At 66.9% G+C, this 17472-nt stretch carries 21 protein-coding genes; 9 read left to right on the plus strand and 12 right to left on the minus strand.

The annotated features are described in order from the left end of the window. Positions 1 to 122 precede the first annotated feature (122 nt). Complete coding sequence (locus E2E27_RS02990) at positions 123 to 1805, plus strand: flotillin family protein (RefSeq protein WP_502705545.1); 1683 nt, start codon at positions 123 to 125, stop codon at positions 1803 to 1805. 38 nt (positions 1806 to 1843) lie between these two features. Here E2E27_RS02990 and E2E27_RS02995 read toward each other — a convergent pair whose 3' ends face one another. Continuing rightward, the gene (locus E2E27_RS02995; protein WP_141457619.1) at positions 1844 to 2722 is read right to left on the minus strand and encodes a UTP--glucose-1-phosphate uridylyltransferase; all 879 of its coding nucleotides are present in this window, start codon (positions 2720 to 2722) and stop codon (positions 1844 to 1846) included. A gap of 149 nt (positions 2723 to 2871) precedes the next feature. On the opposite strand from E2E27_RS02995, the gene murA reads away from it, so the two are divergent. The 3 genes from murA (at position 2872) to E2E27_RS03010 (ending at position 5426) form a co-directional block, all read left to right on the plus strand. Beyond that, on the plus strand, positions 2872 to 4152 hold the full coding sequence (murA, locus tag E2E27_RS03000) for a UDP-N-acetylglucosamine 1-carboxyvinyltransferase (protein ID WP_141457620.1): 1281 nt from the start codon (positions 2872 to 2874) through the stop codon (positions 4150 to 4152). Next, positions 4152 to 5030 carry a hypothetical protein gene (locus tag E2E27_RS03005; protein ID WP_141457621.1) on the plus strand — a complete coding sequence of 293 codons (879 nt, stop codon included), beginning with the start codon at positions 4152 to 4154 and terminating at the stop codon, positions 5028 to 5030. Before murA ends, E2E27_RS03005 begins: the two co-directional genes overlap by 1 nt. A gap of 159 nt (positions 5031 to 5189) precedes the next feature. Then, a complete protein-coding gene (locus E2E27_RS03010) occupies positions 5190 to 5426 on the plus strand; it encodes an iron-containing alcohol dehydrogenase (RefSeq protein ID WP_141457622.1) in 237 nt (78 codons plus the stop codon). Here E2E27_RS03010 and E2E27_RS03015 read toward each other — a convergent pair. From E2E27_RS03015 to E2E27_RS03030, 4 genes are all read right to left on the minus strand, one after another. Then, a complete protein-coding gene (locus E2E27_RS03015) occupies positions 5420 to 5662 on the minus strand; it encodes a ribbon-helix-helix domain-containing protein (RefSeq protein ID WP_141457623.1) in 243 nt (80 codons plus the stop codon). The genes E2E27_RS03010 and E2E27_RS03015 overlap by 7 nt on opposite strands. 12 nt (positions 5663 to 5674) lie before the next feature. Further along, positions 5675 to 6187: a hypothetical protein gene (locus E2E27_RS03020; protein ID WP_141457624.1), complete on the minus strand. Its 513-nt coding sequence runs from the start codon at positions 6185 to 6187 to the stop codon at positions 5675 to 5677. Between the two features lie 194 nt (positions 6188 to 6381). Next, positions 6382 to 7356 carry a sulfur carrier protein ThiS gene (gene thiS / locus E2E27_RS03025; protein ID WP_502705529.1) on the minus strand — a complete coding sequence of 325 codons (975 nt, stop codon included), beginning with the start codon at positions 7354 to 7356 and terminating at the stop codon, positions 6382 to 6384. Positions 7357 to 7409: 53 nt separating this feature from the next. Further along, positions 7410 to 7799, minus strand: a complete 390-nt coding sequence (locus E2E27_RS03030) for a MerC domain-containing protein (RefSeq protein WP_141457626.1) — start codon at positions 7797 to 7799, stop codon at positions 7410 to 7412. A 153-nt stretch (positions 7800 to 7952) separates the two neighbouring features. On the opposite strand from E2E27_RS03030, the gene E2E27_RS03035 reads away from it, so the two are divergent. From E2E27_RS03035 to rpsI, 4 genes are all read left to right on the plus strand, one after another. Continuing rightward, complete coding sequence (locus E2E27_RS03035; RefSeq protein ID WP_141457627.1) at positions 7953 to 9017, plus strand: COX15/CtaA family protein; 1065 nt, start codon at positions 7953 to 7955, stop codon at positions 9015 to 9017. Beyond that, positions 9014 to 9337, plus strand: coding sequence for a divalent-cation tolerance protein CutA (gene cutA / locus E2E27_RS03040; RefSeq protein ID WP_353653634.1), 324 nt, complete (start codon positions 9014 to 9016; stop codon positions 9335 to 9337). Before E2E27_RS03035 ends, cutA begins: the two co-directional genes overlap by 4 nt. A 156-nt stretch (positions 9338 to 9493) precedes the next feature. Further along, a complete protein-coding gene (gene rplM / locus E2E27_RS03045; RefSeq protein WP_141457628.1) occupies positions 9494 to 9973 on the plus strand; it encodes a 50S ribosomal protein L13 in 480 nt (159 codons plus the stop codon). Beyond that, positions 9973 to 10488 carry a 30S ribosomal protein S9 gene (gene rpsI, locus E2E27_RS03050; RefSeq protein ID WP_141457629.1) on the plus strand — a complete coding sequence of 172 codons (516 nt, stop codon included), beginning with the start codon at positions 9973 to 9975 and terminating at the stop codon, positions 10486 to 10488. The genes rplM and rpsI overlap by 1 nt, the downstream gene beginning before the upstream one ends. Positions 10489 to 10560: 72 nt before the next feature. On the opposite strand, the gene E2E27_RS03055 is transcribed toward rpsI, so the two are convergent. The 4 genes from E2E27_RS03055 to E2E27_RS03070 all read right to left on the minus strand — a co-directional run bounded on the left by E2E27_RS03055 (position 10561) and on the right by E2E27_RS03070 (position 12967). After that, positions 10561 to 10758, minus strand: a complete 198-nt coding sequence (locus E2E27_RS03055; protein WP_141457630.1) for a hypothetical protein — start codon at positions 10756 to 10758, stop codon at positions 10561 to 10563. A 191-nt stretch (positions 10759 to 10949) separates the two neighbouring features. Then, entirely contained in the window at positions 10950 to 11810 is an 861-nt protein-coding gene (locus E2E27_RS03060; RefSeq protein WP_141457631.1) for a metallophosphoesterase family protein, read from the minus strand. Next, positions 11800 to 12654, minus strand: a complete 855-nt coding sequence (locus tag E2E27_RS03065) for a diacylglycerol/lipid kinase family protein (RefSeq protein ID WP_141457632.1) — start codon at positions 12652 to 12654, stop codon at positions 11800 to 11802. The genes E2E27_RS03060 and E2E27_RS03065 overlap by 11 nt, the downstream gene beginning before the upstream one ends. Before the next feature lie 40 nt (positions 12655 to 12694). Next, complete coding sequence (locus E2E27_RS03070; RefSeq protein WP_141457633.1) at positions 12695 to 12967, minus strand: hypothetical protein; 273 nt, start codon at positions 12965 to 12967, stop codon at positions 12695 to 12697. Positions 12968 to 13197: 230 nt separating this feature from the next. Between E2E27_RS03070 and E2E27_RS03075 the strand changes: the two genes are divergently transcribed. Then, complete coding sequence (locus tag E2E27_RS03075; RefSeq protein WP_181443536.1) at positions 13198 to 13521, plus strand: UrcA family protein; 324 nt, start codon at positions 13198 to 13200, stop codon at positions 13519 to 13521. A gap of 241 nt (positions 13522 to 13762) precedes the next feature. On the opposite strand, the gene E2E27_RS03080 is transcribed toward E2E27_RS03075, so the two are convergent. The 3 genes from E2E27_RS03080 to fumC form a co-directional block, all read right to left on the minus strand. Then, complete coding sequence (locus tag E2E27_RS03080; RefSeq protein WP_141457635.1) at positions 13763 to 14518, minus strand: LytR/AlgR family response regulator transcription factor; 756 nt, start codon at positions 14516 to 14518, stop codon at positions 13763 to 13765. Next, on the minus strand, positions 14511 to 15779 hold the full coding sequence (locus E2E27_RS03085) for a sensor histidine kinase (protein ID WP_141457636.1): 1269 nt from the start codon (positions 15777 to 15779) through the stop codon (positions 14511 to 14513). Before E2E27_RS03085 ends, E2E27_RS03080 begins: the two co-directional genes overlap by 8 nt. A 119-nt stretch (positions 15780 to 15898) precedes the next feature. Beyond that, on the minus strand, positions 15899 to 17305 hold the full coding sequence (fumC, locus tag E2E27_RS03090) for a class II fumarate hydratase (protein WP_141461530.1): 1407 nt from the start codon (positions 17303 to 17305) through the stop codon (positions 15899 to 15901). Positions 17306 to 17472 lie beyond the last annotated feature (167 nt).

The following is a 17472-nucleotide window of genomic DNA, read 5'->3' on the forward strand; positions in this document are numbered from 1 at the left end:
TTTTGACCACAATGGGGGCGCTGGCCACCACCGGCGATGGGGGCGGTGCCACCGATCTGATCACCTATGCGGTGGTCGGCGGGGGCGGCTTCCTGTTTTTCGTGCTCGTCATCGCCTTCCTCATGCGCCTCTACCGCCGCGCCTCGAAGGAAACCGCCTTCGTGCGCACCGGCATGGGCGGCGAGAAGGTGGTGATGAACGGCGGCGCGCTGGTGTTCCCGGTGTTCCACGAGACCATGCCGGTCAACATGAACACGCTGGTGCTGAGCGTGGTGCGCAAGGACAACGAGGCGCTGATCACGCTCGACCGGCTGCGGATCGACGTGAAGGCGGAATTCTACGTCCGCGTCCGCCCCGATGCGACCGCGATCGCGATGGCCGCGCAGACCCTGGGCCAGCGCACGATGCAGCCCGAACTGCTCAAGGATCTGGTCGAAGGCAAGTTCGTCGACGCGCTGCGTTCGGTCGCGGCGGGGATGACGATGAACGAGCTGCACGAACAGCGCGCGGACTTCGTGCAGAAGGTGCAGCAGGTGTCCTCGAATGATCTGGCGATGAACGGGCTGGAGCTGGAGTCGGTCTCGCTGACGGGCCTCGATCAGACCAGCATCGAACACTTCAACGCCAACAACGCCTTCGACGCCGAGGGTCTGACCAAGCTGACTGAGCAGATCGAGGCGCGCAAGAAGCTGCGCAACGATATCGAACAGGACACTCGCGTCCAGATGGAGACCAAGAACCTCGAAGCGAGCAAGAAGAGCTTCGAGATCAGCCGCGATCAGGAATATGCGCGGCTCGAGCAGGAGCGCGAGGTCGAAGTGCGGCGCGCAGGCCAGGCGGCGGAAATCGCCCGCGAACAGGCCGAGCGCAACCGTGAGGCGGAAGCCGCACGGATCGAGGCCAAGAAGCAGGTCGATGCCCAGCAGATCGAGGCCGACCGTCTGGTCGAGGAAGCGCGGATCGACCAGCAGCGCGCGCTCGAGATCGCCCGGCAGGAACAGCAGATCGCGGTGCAGAACAAGTCGCGCGAGGAAAGCCAGGCCAAGGCGCAGGCCGATGATGCCCGCGCCAAGGCGGTCGAGGCTGAAGAACGCGTCGCCACCGCGCGCGAAAGCGAAATCGCCGAGCGTCAGAAGAAGATCGAGCTGATCGAGGCTGCCAAGCAGGCCGAACGCGATGCCATCGCGGTCAAGGTGCAGGCCGAGGCGGAAAAGGACGCGGCGACCAACCGCGCGCAGGCGATCAAGTTCGAAGCCCAGGGCGAGGCCGAGGCCGAAAAGCTGCGCGCCGAAGCCGCGCGGGTGCGCTTCGAAGTCGAGGCGGCGGGCCAGCGCGCGGTCAACGAGGCGGCGAATATCCTCTCGATGGAGCAGATCAGCCTGCAAACCAAGCTGGCGCTGCTCAAGGTGCTGCCCGAAGTCATCCGCGAAAGCGCCAAGCCGATGGAGGCGATCGATTCGATCAAGATCGTGCAGGTCGACGGGCTCACCAATGGCGGGCGCGCGGCGAACGATGGGTCGGGCGGCGGTTCCGGCGCGGGCGGCGGCAGCGGCAACCTCGCCAGCGATGCGGTGTCGGCGGCGCTCGCCTACCGCGCGCAGGCGCCGGTGCTCGACGGGCTGATGAAGGAGCTGGGGCTGGACGGCTCGTCCCTGTCGGGACTGGTCAAGGGCGCGGCGGATGCGGAGGCCGAAGCACCCGCCCCGGCAAAGGCCCCCGCTCCGGCCAAGCCCCCGAAGCAGAAGGCCATCGCCCGCGACAATGACACCGCCGAGGAAGCCCCCACAAGCGAAGCGGCGGAGTAACCCGTAAGGCCTCCCTCCCCTCGGGGAGGGCGCGCTCTCTACTTCAGCAAATCCAGCGCGATCGCACGCACTTCCTCGCCCATGTCGGGCCGGGCGAGGGCTATCGCCAGCGTCGCCTCGACGAAGCCGACCTTGCTGCCGCAGTCGTAGCGGTTGCCGTCGAAGGTGACCGCGTGGAACGGCTGCTGGCCGATCATCTTCGCCATCGCGTCGGTCAGCTGGATCTCGCCGCCCGCGCCCTTGCCCTGATTCTCCAGCACTCGCATAACTTCAGGCTGGAGGATGTAGCGGCCCGAGACGATCTTGTTAGAGGGCGCTTCGGCGACAGCGGGCTTCTCGACCAGCCCGCGCACCTCGGTCAGCGCACCGCGTTCCTCGCCGGGCTCGATCACGCCATAGCTGGAGACCTGCGCCATCGGCACTTCCAGCACCGAAATGAGATTGCCGCCGACCTCGTTATAGGCCTCGACCATCTGCTTCATGCAGCCGGTGCCGCCTTCCTTCGCCACCATCAGCTCGTCGGGGAGGAAGATGGCAAAGGGCTCGTCGCCCACGATCGCGCGCGCGCACCAGATCGCGTGGCCGAGGCCGAGCGGCACCTGCTGGCGCACCGCGATCACATCGCCAGGTGTCGCACGCGTGGGTTCGAGCACGTCGAGGCTCTTGCCCCGCTCGGTCATGGTCTGTTCGAGTTCGAAGGCGATATCGAAATGCTCGACGATGCCGGTCTTGCCGCGCCCGGTGACGAAGATCATCTGCTCGATCCCCGCCTCGCGCGCCTCGTCCACCGCGTATTGAATCAGCGGACGGTCGACCACCGGCAGCAATTCCTTGGGGACGACCTTGGTCGCGGGCAGGAAGCGCGTGCCGAGGCCGGCAACGGGGAAGACGGCTTTGCGGATCGGTTTGGGAGACATGCGGCGCTCTCGCTGGGAATGGACTCTAAAGGCGTGCGGCCCGACCTTGTTCCGCGATCCCGTGCCGTAGGCGGCAGGCAAGGTCAATCTTTGAGCCCCGCTGTCGCGGGTGAGTTGCGCCAAAGGCACTTTTCGCTAAGGCTGCGGGCATGGACAAGCTCATCATCCGCGGCGGCAACCGCCTATCCGGCACCATCCCCATCTCCGGCGCGAAAAACGCCGCGCTCACGCTGATCCCCTGCGCGCTGCTCACCGAAGAGCCGCTGACGCTGCGCAACCTGCCGCGCCTCGCCGATATCGACGGGTTCCAGCACCTGATGAACCAGTTCGGCGTCACCACGGTGATTCAGGGCACGCGGCCCGAGGATTTCGGGCGGGTGATGAGCATGGAGGCGACCCGCATCACCTCCACCGTCGCGCCCTATGATCTGGTGCGCAAGATGCGCGCGAGCATCCTCGTGCTCGGCCCGATGCTCGCCCGCGCGGGCGAGGCGACCGTCTCGATGCCCGGCGGCTGCGCGATCGGCAACCGCCCGATCGACCTGCATCTGAAGGCGCTCGAAGCCTTCGGCGCGAAGATCGAGCTCGCCGCAGGCTATGTCCGCGCGATCCAGCCCGATGGCGGGATGCCCGGCGGCGATTTCGATTTCCCCGTGGTCAGCGTCGGCGCGACCGAGAATGCGCTGATGGCCGCGGTGCTGGCGAAGGGCACCAGCCGGTTGTTCAACGCCGCGCGCGAGCCCGAGATCGTCGACCTGTGCAACATGCTGGTTGCGATGGGGGCGGAGATCGAGGGGATCGGCACCTCCAACCTCACCATTCACGGGGTCAAGCGGCTGCACGGCGCGACCTATCGCGTGATGCCCGACCGGATCGAGGCGGGCTCCTACGCCTGCGCCGCCGCGATCACCGGGGGCGAAGTGCGACTGGAGGGCGCCAAGGCCGAGGACATGATGGCCACTATCCACGCGCTTCAGGCGATCGGCATCCATGTCGAGTGGGACGCCAAGAGCGTCACCGTGAAGGCCAATGGCGCGATGAAGGCCACCAACCTCACCACCGCGCCCTACCCCGGCCTCGCCACCGACATGCAGGCGCAGCTGATGGCGCTGCTCTGCAAAGCGGAAGGCGCGAGCGTTCTGAAAGAGACGATCTTCGAAAACCGCTTCATGCACGTGCCCGAACTGGCGCGGATGGGCGCGGATATCACCACCGAAGGGCGCACCGCGATCGTCAAGGGGGCGCAGCACCTCACCGGCGCGGAAGTGATGGCAACCGACCTGCGCGCTTCGATGAGCCTCGTGATCGCCGCGCTCGCCGCCGAGGGCGAGACCACGGTGCGCCGCCTCTACCACCTCGACCGCGGCTACGAGCGGCTGGAGGAAAAGCTCCAGTTGGTCGGCGCGGATATCGAACGGGTGGACGATTGATGCGCCGCGCGGGTGCCATCGTAGCCGCGCTGATGCTGGCGACCGGGACACCGGCGGCGGCGGATTACGTGTTCGATCCGAAGGACCTGCCCGCGGATTTCGTTTGCAATCCGGATCGCTCGGTGGTGGACTGTGCCGAAGAAAGGCGCGTGGAGGCCTGGGCGTCGATCTATGGCGAGCGCAACTACGCCTGGCTCGCATCGCTGGTCTTCGACGTGAACCTCTATTTCGCTGATCCGGTGCCGCGGTCGCACCGGACGGCGGCAGATGATGTCTGGATTCCGCCAGAAGATCGCCGCGACCATGCCACACCCAATCTGGTCGATGCGCATTATACGGTTGCGCTGCTTCGGTACGACGGCTGGGCCTTTGCCATTGATCGCGAGGCGCGAATGCGGATGGTGCGGCGCAAGGACGAAAGAGAACTTGAGGATGCCGACATAGCAAAGTTGGTCTCGTGGCTGCCGACCTCGCCGGCTGAGGCAGCCGAACTGATCCCGCACCTTTATGCGTTCGAAGAAGCAGACCTGACGACGTGCCCGGGCGGTCTTGCGCAGCTGCGCGCCTTCCCGATGCAGCGCGGGGCTCCCTTGTGGAACGAGCGAGAACTGGATTGGGTGGCAGGCAAGAGCGAGCCGAAAAGCGATGCCATCATTGTGACGGCGGATGGTGACGGGGTGTTCCTGCGCGCGCGCGGCGTGCCGGATCGCGGGCGGCCGGTGATGCGGTTCATCGACGGGCCAGTGGTGATCTACGACCAGCGCAATGGCGGCGAGGGGTACGACTGGGCCAAGGCCATGGCCGAAATCGCCCGCCCCTGCCTCAAGCCCAGCACCGCGACACCGCCGTGGGAAAAGCTGCTCGCCGCCGAAGGCTGAGCCGTCCGGCGCCACCCCCATCCTCCGGACCGTGTCGATGCACACCGAGCGGAAGCAGGCCAGTTGGTCGGCGCGGATATCGAACGGGTGGACGACTAGGCGGGGACCAAAAACGGGCCTGCCGACTTGCTCCCGGGTACACAACCTCAGGAGTTCGACATGATCTTGCGATTAGCAGCCCTCGGTGCCGCCGGTTACGCCGGTTACCGCTATCTCACCCGCGATGGCGGGAGCGACAATGCCGCGCTGGCTGATGGACAGGCGGATGCCGGCCACCAGACCGTCCGCGATGCCGGGCCGGATGCCATGCGCGATCCCGAAAACCGCGCATGGACCGAGACCGATCAGGAGCTCGACGAAAGCTTCCCGGCCAGCGATCCGCCGGCCAATTACTGATCGCGCATCTGCTCCACCAGCCACACCCGGATCGCGCTGGCGAGGCCGGGCGGGGTGGGGGACTTGATCCGTTCGGCGTCGATCCGCGCGACGAGGGCGGCCACGGCCAGTCCCTCGCGCGTGGCGGCGTCTTTCAACATCTCCCAGAACAGCGGTTCGAGACTGATCGAGGTCGCGTGCCCCGCGATGCTGAGCGAGCGCTTGACCGGGGGGTGATAAGGGGAGGGGGTCTCCATCGCTCGTAACTATTAGGCCGCTTCGAAATCGTCCACATATTCGGGCAGGAACACCGGCTCGCGCTCCGACCAGCCGGGCGCGGTAGCGGCGGCTTCGGAGAGCGATTGCAGCAGGACCTTGCGGCGTTGCGGGGCGATGCTCGGCAGCGCGCTTGCGGCGCAGAAGGCGGCGGGGAGCCATGGGCGCACCCGCGCGCCCAGCAGGCGTTCGTAGAGGAAGCGGAAAGCCGAAAAGCTTGCCAACCGCTCTTGCTCCAGATCGAAGGCGGCGATGCGCACCAGCTTGCCGAGGAAACGCTCGACCTCCTGCGGGGTGCCCTGGACCGGCACCAGCCCGCGCAGGGCCTTGAGATCCTGATAGGCGACATATTGGCGGCGGATCGCGGTGTTTTCCGCCTCGCCCCGGCCCCAGCGCCGGAAAGCGTCGGTGCGCGCAAGGCCGATGTCGAGGCTGCGCTTGATATAGCGCTGCTCGGCAGGGGCGAACCCGGCAAATTCCCGCATCTCGGCAATCGGCATCATCATGGCGCGTAGCTCCTTCGGACGAGGAGAACGTCGCACAGCATGGTTAATTAAGCGTTAGGTAGGAGTCTTTGTGTCCGCATCGCATCCGCGGTGCGAAATCCCCGCTCATGCGACCTTCGCGCGCGTCGCTTCGGGCGGCCGGTCGGCCTTGCGGCTGCTGCGCAGCCGTTGCAGCGCCTTGCGCAGGAGCTGTCTTAGATCAACCCCGCCAAGGGCGAGCTTGGATCGGCATACATCCGCCGCGCCATTCTCCCCGCCAGATAGGCCTCGCGCCCGGCTTCGACCGCGAGTTTCATCGCGCGGGCCATGCGAATCGGGTCTTTCGCCTCGGCGATGGCGGTGTTCATCAGGATGCCGTCGCAGCCCAGCTCCATGCCGACCGCCGCGTCGGACGCGGTGCCGACACCCGCATCGACCAGCACCGGCACCTTCGCACCTTCGACGATCAGGCGGATGGTGACGCGGTTCTGGATGCCGAGGCCCGACCCGATCGGCGCGCCCAGCGGCATGATCGCGACTGCGCCCGCATCTTCCAGCTGCTTCGCGGCGATCGGATCGTCGGCGCAATAGACCATGGGGAGGAAGCCTTCCTTCGCCAGCACCTCGGTCGCCTTCAGCGTTTCGCGCATATCGGGGTAGAGCGTGCGCGCCTCGCCCAGCACTTCGAGCTTCACCAGATCCCAGCCCCCCGCCTCGCGCGCGAGGCGGAGCGTGCGCACCGCGTCCTCGCCCGTGAAGCACCCGGCGGTGTTGGGGAGGTAGGTGATTTTCTTGGGGTCGATGAAATCGGTCAGCATCGGCGCCTTGGGGTCGCTGACATTGACCCGCCGCACCGCGACCGTGACGATCTCCGCGCCCGAAGCCTCGACCGCGGCGGCGTTCTGTTCGAAGCTCTTGTACTTGCCCGTGCCCACGATCAGGCGCGAGCGGAAGGTGCGGCCTGCGACCGTCCACGTATCGTCGTGATCGCCCCCGCCGACGAAATGCACGATCTCCAGCACATCGCCCTCGGCCAGCGCGGCCTCTCCCAGCGTCGAGCGCGGGACGATTTCGCCGTTACGCTCCACCGCGACTTTCTCGGGCGCCAGATCGAGTTCGCGCACCAGTTCGGCGATGGTAACGGCCTTGCTGTGGTGGGGCGCGCCGTTGAGGGTGATGGTCTTGGTCATGGCGCGAGACATAGTCCCTCGCCGCCGCAGTGCAACCGCGCGTTTTGCGAGGATCAATGCGCCGCGCGCAGGTTCAGCCAGTGCCCGATCGAAACCAGCACCACGCCGATCAGCGTCAGCGCGAATTCGTTGGTCCCGTGCGGCACCACCAGCGCCGCCGCCATCAGCGCCAGCCCGCCCGCGGCGATGGCGAAGGGGAGCACACGGCCATGGCGCAGCAGGCCCCAGCCGATCGCGACCGCCGCCACCAGCAGCGCCAGCAACAGGCCGATGCGATGGATGTTCTCTTCCAGCAGGAAATGCCCGCCCAGCCCCATGGCGGAGACGATCACGATCGTCAGCAGGCAATGCACCGCGCACAGGCCCGCCAGCCCGATCCCGATCTGGTCGAGTCGGCGCCGGAACGAGGTTCGACTCGCTGGGGGGAGAGCATCGCGGGACATGGTCGACCCCACATATGTAATGTTGTTACATTGCGCAAGGTGCGTGAGGGAGGATTTTCTGCGGCTTCGCCCCTGCGCTTGCACGCGCCGCACCGGTGTTTGCGGCAAACGGGCTTGCGCGCGCGGCGGTGGAGGGACAAAGACGGGCGCGAAATGGCCACCTCCGCCTCCCTGTCGAACCTCTTCGCCAATCCGCCCGGCGCCCGCGCCCGACCGCTGGCGGTGGCGCGCTGGCTGGAGCTTGTCGCGGTGCTGGTGGTGATGATCGTCGTCGTCGGCGGGATCACCCGGCTGACCGAGAGCGGGCTGTCGATCACCGAATGGAACGTCGTCAGCGGCATCCTCCCGCCGCTCAGCGAAAGCGCCTGGGCCGCCGAATTCGCCAAATATCGCCTCACCGCCGAATACCGCATGGAAAGCGGCCCGGCGGGGATGGACCTCGCCGCGTTCAAGTTCATCTTCTTCTGGGAGTGGTTCCACCGCATTCTGGGCCGCGTGATCGGCCTCGCCTTCCTGCTGCCGCTGGCGGTTTTCGCGCTGCGGCGCGCGATTCCGGCGGGCTATGGCTGGCGGCTGGCGGCGATGTTCGCGCTGATCTGCGGGCAAGGTGCGCTGGGGTGGTACATGGTGTCCTCGGGCGTGGGGAACACCGACCTGACCGATGTTAGCCACTTCCGCCTCTCGGCGCACCTGCTGACCGCGCTGTTCCTGCTCGCGGGCCTTGTATGGACCGCGCGCGATCTGCGGCAGCTCGCCCGTGACCCCGCCGCGCGTCCCGCCCCGCTGACGGCGGGCGCGGCGCTCGTCGGCGCGGTGCTGTTCGTGCAATTGCTGCTCGGCGCGTGGGTGGCGGGGCTCAATGCAGGCCATGCCGCCTATGACTGGCCGCTGATGAACGGACGGCTGGTGCCGCAGGTCGATTGGTCGGTATGGAACCTGACGCACGACCCCTTCCTGCTGCAATTCCTGCACCGCTGGTGGGCGTGGGTCGCGGTTGCCGCGCTGGTGTGGCTGGCGCGGCGGGTGCGCAAGACCGATCGCTTCGCCAGCATCGCCGTGCACACCGCCTTCGGGACGATGGTGCTGCTCGGCATCGCCACGGTGATGAGCGGCGTCGCTCTGTGGATCGCCGCCGCGCACCAGCTGGTCGGCGCGCTGACCGTCGCCGCGACCGCGCGCGCGATGCATTCCGACGGCCTTGCCCGGAGAGCGGCATGATGTCCGGCGCGGCGCTGGTCTGGTGTCCCTTCCCCGACACCGAAAGCGCCCGCGCCGCCGCCGATGCGCTGCTCGACGACCGGCTGATCGCCTGCGCCAACATCCTGCCCGGGATCGAAAGCCGCTTTGTGTGGGACGGCGCCCGCGCGGTGGGGAACGAGGTCGGCGTGCTGTTCAAGACCACGTCGGAGCGGCTCGAGGACGTGGTGGAGCGGCTGGGCGAACTCCATCCCTACGACACGCCGGCGGTGATCGGCTGGCACGCCGATGCTTCCTATCCGGCGACGCTCGGCTGGCTGATGGGGTCCATTCCGGAGTAGCGGTATTATTTTACCGCATCCAAAAACGGCGCTTTTGCTTGACTTCGCGCCCCTCAAGCGACATTTGCGCGCCACTTCGCCAACCGGGCCGCAGGCCTGGCGGGTGATTCTCCCGGATCATCCCCGGCAGACAGTTTCGAACCAAGGACATATGCCATGAAGGCGCTCACCAAGCAGACCCGGTCGATCAAACCGGCCGAGGTCGAAAAGAACTGGCACATTATCGACGCCGACGGTCTCGTCGTGGGTCGTCTGGCCTCGATCATCGCCAACATCCTGCGCGGCAAGACCAAGCCGAGCTACACCCCGCACGTCGATTGCGGCGATCACGTGATCGTCATCAATGTCGACAAGGTGCAGTTCACCGGCAAGAAGATGGGCGACAAGGTCTATTACAAGCACACCGGCCACCCCGGCGGTATCAAGGAAACCACCCCGGCCAAGGTGCTGGGCGGCCGTTTCCCCGAGCGCGTGCTCGAAAAGGCTGTCGAGCGCATGATTCCGCGCGGCCCGCTGGGCCGTCAGCAGATGAAGGCTCTGCACCTCTATGCCGGCACCGAGCACCCGCATGACGGCCAGAAGCCGCAGGTGCTCGACGTCGCTTCCATGAACCGCAAGAACAAGGTTGCCGCATAATGGCTGACGAAACCGCAACCGTCTCGGATCTCGCCGATCTCAAGGACATCGCCGGCAACGCCCCGCAGGGCGACGCCGCCGAAATCGCCCGCAACACCGCGCCGCTGCGCGACCGCGAAGTCGATGCGCAGGGCCGTTCCTACGCCACCGGCCGCCGCAAGGACGCGGTCGCCCGCGTGTGGGTCAAGCCGGGCACCGGCAAGATCACCATCAACGGCCGCGATCAGGAAACCTACTTCGCGCGTCCGACCCTGCGTCTGGTGATCAACCAGCCCTTCACCGTCACCGACCGTGCCGGCCAGTACGATGTCGTTGCCACCGTGCGCGGCGGCGGGCTTTCGGGTCAGGCGGGCGCCGTGAAGCACGGCATCGCCCAGGCACTGACCAAGTACGAGCCCGAGCTGCGCAGCGCGGTGAAGGCCGAAGGCTTCCTCACCCGCGACAGCCGCGTGGTGGAGCGCAAGAAGTACGGCAAGGCCAAGGCCCGCCGCAGCTTCCAGTTCTCGAAGCGCTAAGGTCTTACCTTACCCGATACAAGAAGGGCGGCCCCCGCGAGGGAGCCGCCCTTTTTCGTGCCAGCGCCCGACCTAGCGCTGCAGCAGCATCACCCCGAAAGACAGCCCGGTTCCCGACAGGAAAATCGGCCAGGACCAGTAGAACTTGGTCTGCGCGAGGTGGACCATGTGGATCGCCAGCGGCCCCGCACTGGTCCCCTGCGCGCCGATCACCAGCGCGAGCGTGACCGAAAGAACAGCGCCGAGCATGACGGACTTGATGAGATCCATCGCAACACCCCTTCATCTCACGCGCCTCACAGGGCGGCGCATCGGTTGAACAGGGCAGGCCGGGCGGCACAAATGGATGCAAGCCCCCCGCCTGCGCGCGCGATATGCCGAAGAATGTCTTAACGCCGGCAATAGAGAAAAGGTTAAAACTGCCCCACGTCAGGTTACCGAGGGCGTGCCACGCGCGGCGGTCAATGCACCGGCGGATCGACCTCCGGCACCCGGTCGACCGGGGCGACAGGCTCGTCCGGCGAGCGCGGCGGCATGGCATCGGGGGGCACGTCCGCGATCATCATGGCGGGCGTCGGCACATCCTCGAGATTGCGCGCCGTGACCGTCAGCGTGGTGCCGTCCCAGGTGAGCTCGTTGAAGCTCGGCGGGGTCGAGCGGGTGCGCTGCGACAGCGTGCCCGCACCGATCATCCGCACCGGGCCTTCGGCGGTCGGCTCGGCGATGTCGAAGGGGTCGTGGACATGGCCCGAAAGCACGCCCAGCACCTTGCGCCGCGCCAGCTCGCGCAGCGCCGCCTCGCCATGCTTGGTGAGCGCGGTGCCCTGCGTGCCGACCTCTCGCAGCGGGTGATGCACCGCCACCAGCGCGCGCATCCCGGCGGGCAGCGCGTCGATCGCGCGCAGGCACCGCGCCAGCGCGGCGGGCGTAACCCAGCCCTTCGACCAGTTGAACCGCGGCTGCCAGCGCCGCACGGTCTTGAGCGGAACGATCGCAAGGCCCGGCAGATCGAGCTCACGCTCGACCACGTCCTTCATCCCCTCGAACCGCTTGTAGGGCGCGAAGAAGCGCTCGATCAGGTTGAAATAGGGCATGTCGTGATTGCCGATGCTGATCGTCACCGGCACGTCGAGCGCGGTGATCCAGCGCGTCGCTGCGGCGAATTCGTGGCGCCGCGCGCGCATCGTGTGATCGCCGGTGATGATCACCGCATCGGGGCGGCGCGTGGCGATCTCGCCGCGCACCCATTCGAGCGCCTCGCGATCCTCGAGCCCGAAATGGATGTCCGACAGGTGGAACAGGCGGCGCACCTCAGCAGTCATGCGCGGTCGCCAGCAGGTCCACGCCGCAATATTCGAGCGTGAAGCGGAAGGGGGACGGGCACTCGGCAGGCTCGCCGTCGATCAGGCAGGCGAGCGGGCCGCCGTCGACGCTCTGGAGCGTGATTGCATCGGCCAGCCCCAGCCGATCGTGCGGGCCTTCGCGGAAACGGCGGCGCAGCAGCGCCCAGGCCTGCTCGGCAAACTCGCCCGGCGCCTCGGCGAAATAGCCGTCGATCTGGATGCCGTGCTCGCCCGGCGTCAGCTCGACCAGCGGATAGCCCTCGGCGCGCGCGGCGGATCGTTCGGGCAGGGTGACATAGGGCCCGCTGGCGGTCTCGCGGATCGCGGCGATGGTCTCGCTGGCGATGTCGGCGACGGCGAAGTGGCGCATCGATTCGCGCACCCGGCTCCAGGCGGTGCCCGGCCCGACCAGCAGGCCCGCCAGCGCGAGGCCCGCATCGCAGCGCACGCAGCCCAGCCGCCGCGCCACCGCCCCGCCGCCCGCCACCACATCGAGGATCGCTTCGATATCGAGCGAGCGGTGCAGCCGCAGCGGCAGCAGGTTCATCGTCCCGCCGGGCAGGGCCAGCACCGATCCGCTCCAGCCCGAAAGGTGGTTGATCAGCGCCCCCATGCTGCCGTCGCCGGTGTAGATCACCACTTGCGCGATGCCCTGCGCGCCCAACTCGCGCGGGTCGGGCAGGCCATCGTCGGGGAATACCAGCGTGCGGGCGACCTCCCAGCCGCGCTGTTCGAGCGCGGCCTTGAGCGATTCGGCGGAATCGACGGTGTTGCTTCCGCTCGCGGGATTGACGACGAGCCAGCAGGGGGTCTTGGCATCCATGGTGTTCGGCGCTCCCGGCCAGGCTTTCGGCGTGCGTCACCTATATGCGGCGGGTCACGATCATCCAAGCCGCAAAGCCATTGGCCATCGTGTAGATGCCATAGAAATAGACGAAGATCGGCCAGCCTCTGACCGACAGCAGCAGCGCCACCCACAGCACCACGAATTCGCTCACCAGCGCGGCGCGGCTGCCGAGCGTCTGGCTCGCCTGCGGCAGGCGCGCGAAGAGCGGGTGGCCGCTGTCGAACACCGCGCGGTTGATCGCGAAATTGGCGATTCCCATCAGGAAGATGATCACCGTCGCCCAGGTCATGCCCCCACTATGGCGCTGCGCTTGTCGATTGCAAACCGCCATTTGTCCGCGCGTTCACGCCATTGGTCTTCACGCCGCTGCCTCGGTCGAGCGGGCGGGCGGGGTTGATCGAAGGTCGCATGATCCGGGTAAGGGCGGGGCGTAGAACGGGTTTCAGCAGGATGCCTCATCCCCCCGCAATCGGACCCCCTTCCGATCACAGGCCGCCTGCCAAACGGAGGAAGAGAGAGATGAAACCCCTTGCGAAAACAGCCACTCACACCCTTGCGGCGATCGCCATGGCCGGCGCCGCGATCAGCCCGGCGCTGGCCGGCGAGGTGCAGACGATGACGATCAGCGTCGACACCGCCGATCTCGATCTCGGCACGGTCAAGGGCCAGAAAACCCTCGACCAGCGCGTTGAAAAGGCCGTGCGCAGCGTCTGCCGCACCACCAGCGTGACCACCGGTTCGCGCGTGATGAGCCAGGAAGCCCGCACCTGCCTCGCCAAGGCCCGCTCCGACGCGCGCCAGCAGGTCGCACTGCTGCTGTCGAACGAACGGCGCGGCGGCTGACCGGCGCCTACCGAGCTTGCGCCGTCCCTCGCCCCGCAGGCGGGACGGCGCATCCTGAGGCCCGAACCCCTCCAGTCCCTTGGGGTTCGGGCCGTTTTTTGTGAGGATCGCGCTGACGCGCGATGCATACCGCCCGCCCCGCCTCCCCGCCCGGCCACCAATAGTACCACTATGTTGTGGTGGCCGGGCGGGAGGCGGGGTGGGAGGTCTGCGCCACCGAAGGTGGCTTAAAACAAAAGCATCACCTGCCCGCCATCGCCTTGACGCGCGCCAGATAAGTGCGGCCGATGCGCAGCGCCTCGCCATTCACAAGCTCCGCCGACCACACGCCGAGGCCATCGTGACGCAGCCCGCGGATATGGTCGCGGCGCAGGATGGTGGAGCGGTGGATGCGGATGAACTGTTCGGGATCGAGCCGTTCTTCCAGCCCCGCGATGGTCTGGAGCAGCAGGTAGGAACGCCCACCCTCGGCCCCGCCGACGTGGAGGCGCACATAATCGCGCTCGGCGTCGATCTGGTGGACCTCGCTCACCGCGATCCTCAGCAGCTCGGAACGGTGCGGCACCCACAGCTCGTCGAGATAGCGGCTCTGCTTCTCGCGCCGCTGGCCGCGCCGGGCGACCGCGCGCTCGATCGCGCGCGCCAGCCGGTCGGCGGAGACGGGCTTGAGCACATAGTCGACCGCTTCCAGATCGAAGGCCTCGACCGCGAAGTGATCATGCGCGGTGACGAAGATCACCACCGGGGCCTGCGGCTGCGCGGCGAAATGGCGCGCGACGCCAAGGCCGTCCAATTCGGGCATGGTCATGTCGAGCAGCACCAGATCGGGTGTCAGCTTCTCGGCCAGCCGCAGCGCCGCGGCCCCGTCGCTCGCGGTGCCGACCACGCGCACCTGCGGGATTTCGGCGCAGATCACCTGCACCCGCTCGACCGCGAGCGGTTCGTCGTCGACGATCAGGGTTCTGAGGGCGGCGGTGTCGGCTTGCGGATCAGACATGGCGGCTCGTGGTTCTTGTCAGAGGAATGCGGATTTCGGTGCAATAGCCGCCCGGCACGGGGGCGGAAGAAAAGCCGATATCGGGGCCGAAGCGTGCCTCCAGCCGGTCGCGCACATTGGCGAGCCCGATGCCGAAGCCGTGGGTGGTGCCCTGCGGCACGCCCGGGCCATCGTCGCCGACGGTGATCACCAGCCGGTCGAACTCCTCGCGCGCGGCCATCGTGATCGTAACGGGGCGCGAGACGGGGGAGACCGCGTATTTCACCGAATTCTCGACCAGCGGTTGCAGGATCATCCCCGGCACGCGCGCATCCTCGAGATCGGCGGGCAGATCGAACACCGTCACCAGCCGCGTGGGAAAGCGCACCGCCTCGATATCGAGATAGAGCTTCTGCAGGTCGAACTCGTCGATCAGCGACACGTCTGCGGTGGGCTCGTTGGCGAGGGAGTGGCGGTAGAAGCGGCTGATCGTCTGGATCATCCGCTCGGCCCGCTCGGCCTTGCCGGTCATCACCAATGCCGACAGCGAATTGAGCGTGTTGAACAGGAAATGCGGGTTCACCTGATAGCGCAAGCTGAGCAATTCGGCGGCCTTGGCGGCGGAGCGGAACTGCTCCTCCCGCCGCTGCGCCGCGCGCGCCTGCACGCCGGCGAGCAGCGCAAAATAGGTCGAGGCCCAGGCCAGCAGCAGGAAGTAGCGCCCCAGCGCCACGTCGAGCAGCTTGCGCCAGAAATCGGCGCTGGTTTCCGCCGGGGCGATGATCACCGATTCCACCTGCCCGCCCGGCGGCACCGCGCCCCCGCTCTGCCCCTCGGGCACGGGGCCGACCCGGCGCACGGGCACATCGACCAGCAGATTGCCGCTCTCGTCACGGCGCAGGTTGAGGTTGTATTTCTTGGCGTAGGCCTGTTCCTGCGCGACCTGCGTGTCCTTGAACACGAGGTAATTGACCTGCCCGATCCCCAGCGCAACGGGCATCGCCAGCACGATCGCGCCGGAAATCTTGATCCACAGCGGGCGGGTGTCGAACAGGCGCAGCAGCAGCCACAGCACGATCGTGAAGCCGACCCCGATCACCGTCACCAGCAGCCGGCGCCAGCCGAGCTCGAACTGGAGATCGAAATCCATCACCATCGCGCGCACGGTGGTGAGGATGAAATAAGTCGCCCACAGCACGATCATCGAGAACAATACCGTGCGAAACGACACGGTCGGCACGGACCCGTCGGGGGCGGTATCGTGGATGGGGGTGGTCGCCATAATGGCAATCAGCGATACTGTGCCCGCCCGGCGAAAGCTACCGGGCGGGGCGAAGGTTGTCGGGCGGACTCGGGTTTTGGTCGAATGATGAACGGCTGTTCATCATCGACCAACGGCACTTAATCGCGGGGCTTGATCATGTCGGAGGGCACCACCCACTCGGCAAACTGCTCTTCGGTCAGCAGGCCGAGCGCGAGCGCCGATTCCTTCAGCGTGGTGCCTTCCGCGTGCGCCTTCTTGGCGATCTTCGCGGCGTTGTCGTAGCCGATGTGGGGGTTCAGCGCGGTCACCAGCATCAGGCTTTCGTTGAGCAGCTGGGTGATGCGGGTGGTGTTCGCCTCGATGCCGACGACGCAGTTGTCGGTGAAGGCGTGGGCGGCATCGCCGATCAGCTTCATCGACTGGAGCACATTGTAGATCATCACCGGCTTGAACACGTTCAGTTCCAGATGCCCGTGCGAACCGGCGACCGTCACCGTCATGTGGTTGCCCATCACCTGCGCGCAGACCATCGTCATCGCCTCGCACTGGGTGGGGTTGACCTTGCCCGGCATGATCGAGGAGCCCGGTTCGTTGGCGGGGAGGCTGAGTTCGCCGAGGCCCGAACGCGGGCCGGAGCCCAGCAGGCGGATGTCGTTGGCGATCTTCATCAGGCTGACCGCGAGCACGTTAAGCGCGCCCGAAATCTCCACCATCGCATCATGCGCGGCGAGCGCTTCGAACTTGTTGGGCGCGGTGACGAAAGCGTGGCCGGTCTCGGCGGCGACTTCGGCGGCAAACGCCGTGTCGAAACCGACCTTGGCGTTGATCCCGGTACCCACGGCGGTGCCGCCCTGCGCCAGTTCCAGCACACGCGGAAGCGCCGCCTCGACGCGGGCGATGCCGTATTCGATCTGCTTGGCATAGCCCGAGAATTCCTGCCCCAGCGTCATCGGGGTCGCATCCTGCAAGTGGGTGCGGCCGATCTTGACGATGTCGGCAAATTCCTTCGCCTTGGCATCGAGCGCGCCGTGGAGCTTCTTCAGGGCCGGAATCAGGTGGTCGATCGCCTCGCTCGCCGCGGCGATGTGCATCGCGGTGGGGAAGGTGTCGTTCGACGACTGGCCCATGTTGCAGTGGTCGTTGGGGTGAACCGGGCTCTTGCCGCCCTTCTGGCCGGTCAGGATCTCGTTCGCGCGGCTCGCGATCACTTCGTTGGCGTTCATATTCGACTGGGTGCCGCTTCCGGTCTGCCACACCACCAGCGGGAACTGGTCCGCAAGGGTTCCGTCGATCACCTCGCGCGCGGCCTGGACGATCGCCTCGCCCAGCTTGGCATCGAGCACGCCGAGCTTCATGTTGGCCTTGGCCGCCGAAAGCTTCTGCACGCCCAGCGCCCGCACCAGCGCCGGGGGCATCTTTTCGCCGCCGATGGGGAAGTTCACGATCGAGCGCTGCGTCTGCGCACCCCAGTGCATGTTCGCCGGAACCGCCACTTCGCCCAGCGAATCGGTCTCGATCCGCACATCACCGTCAGCCTTCGTCATGTCACTCATCGAAGCCATCCCTCACTAAGTCGATTTGCACCCCACAGGGTTTGGCGCTCCCCTAAGCACCGGCGGACGACAAGGTCAAAGGTGTAAAGCGCCAGTCCGGCCAAAGCGCTTGGAACCGGACGCGGGCCCGTTTAAGGAGAGGGTTGACGAACTGTATT

This window comes from Porphyrobacter sp. YT40, assembly GCF_006542605.1.
GTDB lineage: Bacteria > Pseudomonadota > Alphaproteobacteria > Sphingomonadales > Sphingomonadaceae > Erythrobacter.

Coding starts and splice junctions, on each gene's coding strand:
- E2E27_RS02990 (WP_502705545.1), top strand. CDS start 123: ATGCGCCTCTACCGCCGCGCCTCGAAGGAAACCGCCTTCGTGCGCACC.
- E2E27_RS02995 (WP_141457619.1), bottom strand. CDS start 2,722: ATGTCTCCCAAACCGATCCGCAAAGCCGTCTTCCCCGTTGCCGGCCTC.
- murA (WP_141457620.1), top strand. CDS start 2,872: ATGGACAAGCTCATCATCCGCGGCGGCAACCGCCTATCCGGCACCATC.
- E2E27_RS03005 (WP_141457621.1), top strand. CDS start 4,152: ATGCGCCGCGCGGGTGCCATCGTAGCCGCGCTGATGCTGGCGACCGGG.
- E2E27_RS03010 (WP_141457622.1), top strand. CDS start 5,190: ATGATCTTGCGATTAGCAGCCCTCGGTGCCGCCGGTTACGCCGGTTAC.
- E2E27_RS03015 (WP_141457623.1), bottom strand. CDS start 5,662: ATGGAGACCCCCTCCCCTTATCACCCCCCGGTCAAGCGCTCGCTCAGC.
- E2E27_RS03020 (WP_141457624.1), bottom strand. CDS start 6,187: ATGATGATGCCGATTGCCGAGATGCGGGAATTTGCCGGGTTCGCCCCT.
- thiS (WP_502705529.1), bottom strand. CDS start 7,356: ATGACCAAGACCATCACCCTCAACGGCGCGCCCCACCACAGCAAGGCC.
- E2E27_RS03030 (WP_141457626.1), bottom strand. CDS start 7,799: ATGTCCCGCGATGCTCTCCCCCCAGCGAGTCGAACCTCGTTCCGGCGC.
- E2E27_RS03035 (WP_141457627.1), top strand. CDS start 7,953: ATGGCCACCTCCGCCTCCCTGTCGAACCTCTTCGCCAATCCGCCCGGC.
- cutA (WP_353653634.1), top strand. CDS start 9,014: ATGATGTCCGGCGCGGCGCTGGTCTGGTGTCCCTTCCCCGACACCGAA.
- rplM (WP_141457628.1), top strand. CDS start 9,494: ATGAAGGCGCTCACCAAGCAGACCCGGTCGATCAAACCGGCCGAGGTC.
- rpsI (WP_141457629.1), top strand. CDS start 9,973: ATGGCTGACGAAACCGCAACCGTCTCGGATCTCGCCGATCTCAAGGAC.
- E2E27_RS03055 (WP_141457630.1), bottom strand. CDS start 10,758: ATGGATCTCATCAAGTCCGTCATGCTCGGCGCTGTTCTTTCGGTCACG.
- E2E27_RS03060 (WP_141457631.1), bottom strand. CDS start 11,810: ATGACTGCTGAGGTGCGCCGCCTGTTCCACCTGTCGGACATCCATTTC.
- E2E27_RS03065 (WP_141457632.1), bottom strand. CDS start 12,654: ATGGATGCCAAGACCCCCTGCTGGCTCGTCGTCAATCCCGCGAGCGGA.
- E2E27_RS03070 (WP_141457633.1), bottom strand. CDS start 12,967: ATGACCTGGGCGACGGTGATCATCTTCCTGATGGGAATCGCCAATTTC.
- E2E27_RS03075 (WP_181443536.1), top strand. CDS start 13,198: ATGAAACCCCTTGCGAAAACAGCCACTCACACCCTTGCGGCGATCGCC.
- E2E27_RS03080 (WP_141457635.1), bottom strand. CDS start 14,518: ATGTCTGATCCGCAAGCCGACACCGCCGCCCTCAGAACCCTGATCGTC.
- E2E27_RS03085 (WP_141457636.1), bottom strand. CDS start 15,779: ATGGCGACCACCCCCATCCACGATACCGCCCCCGACGGGTCCGTGCCG.
- fumC (WP_141461530.1), bottom strand. CDS start 17,305: ATGACGAAGGCTGACGGTGATGTGCGGATCGAGACCGATTCGCTGGGC.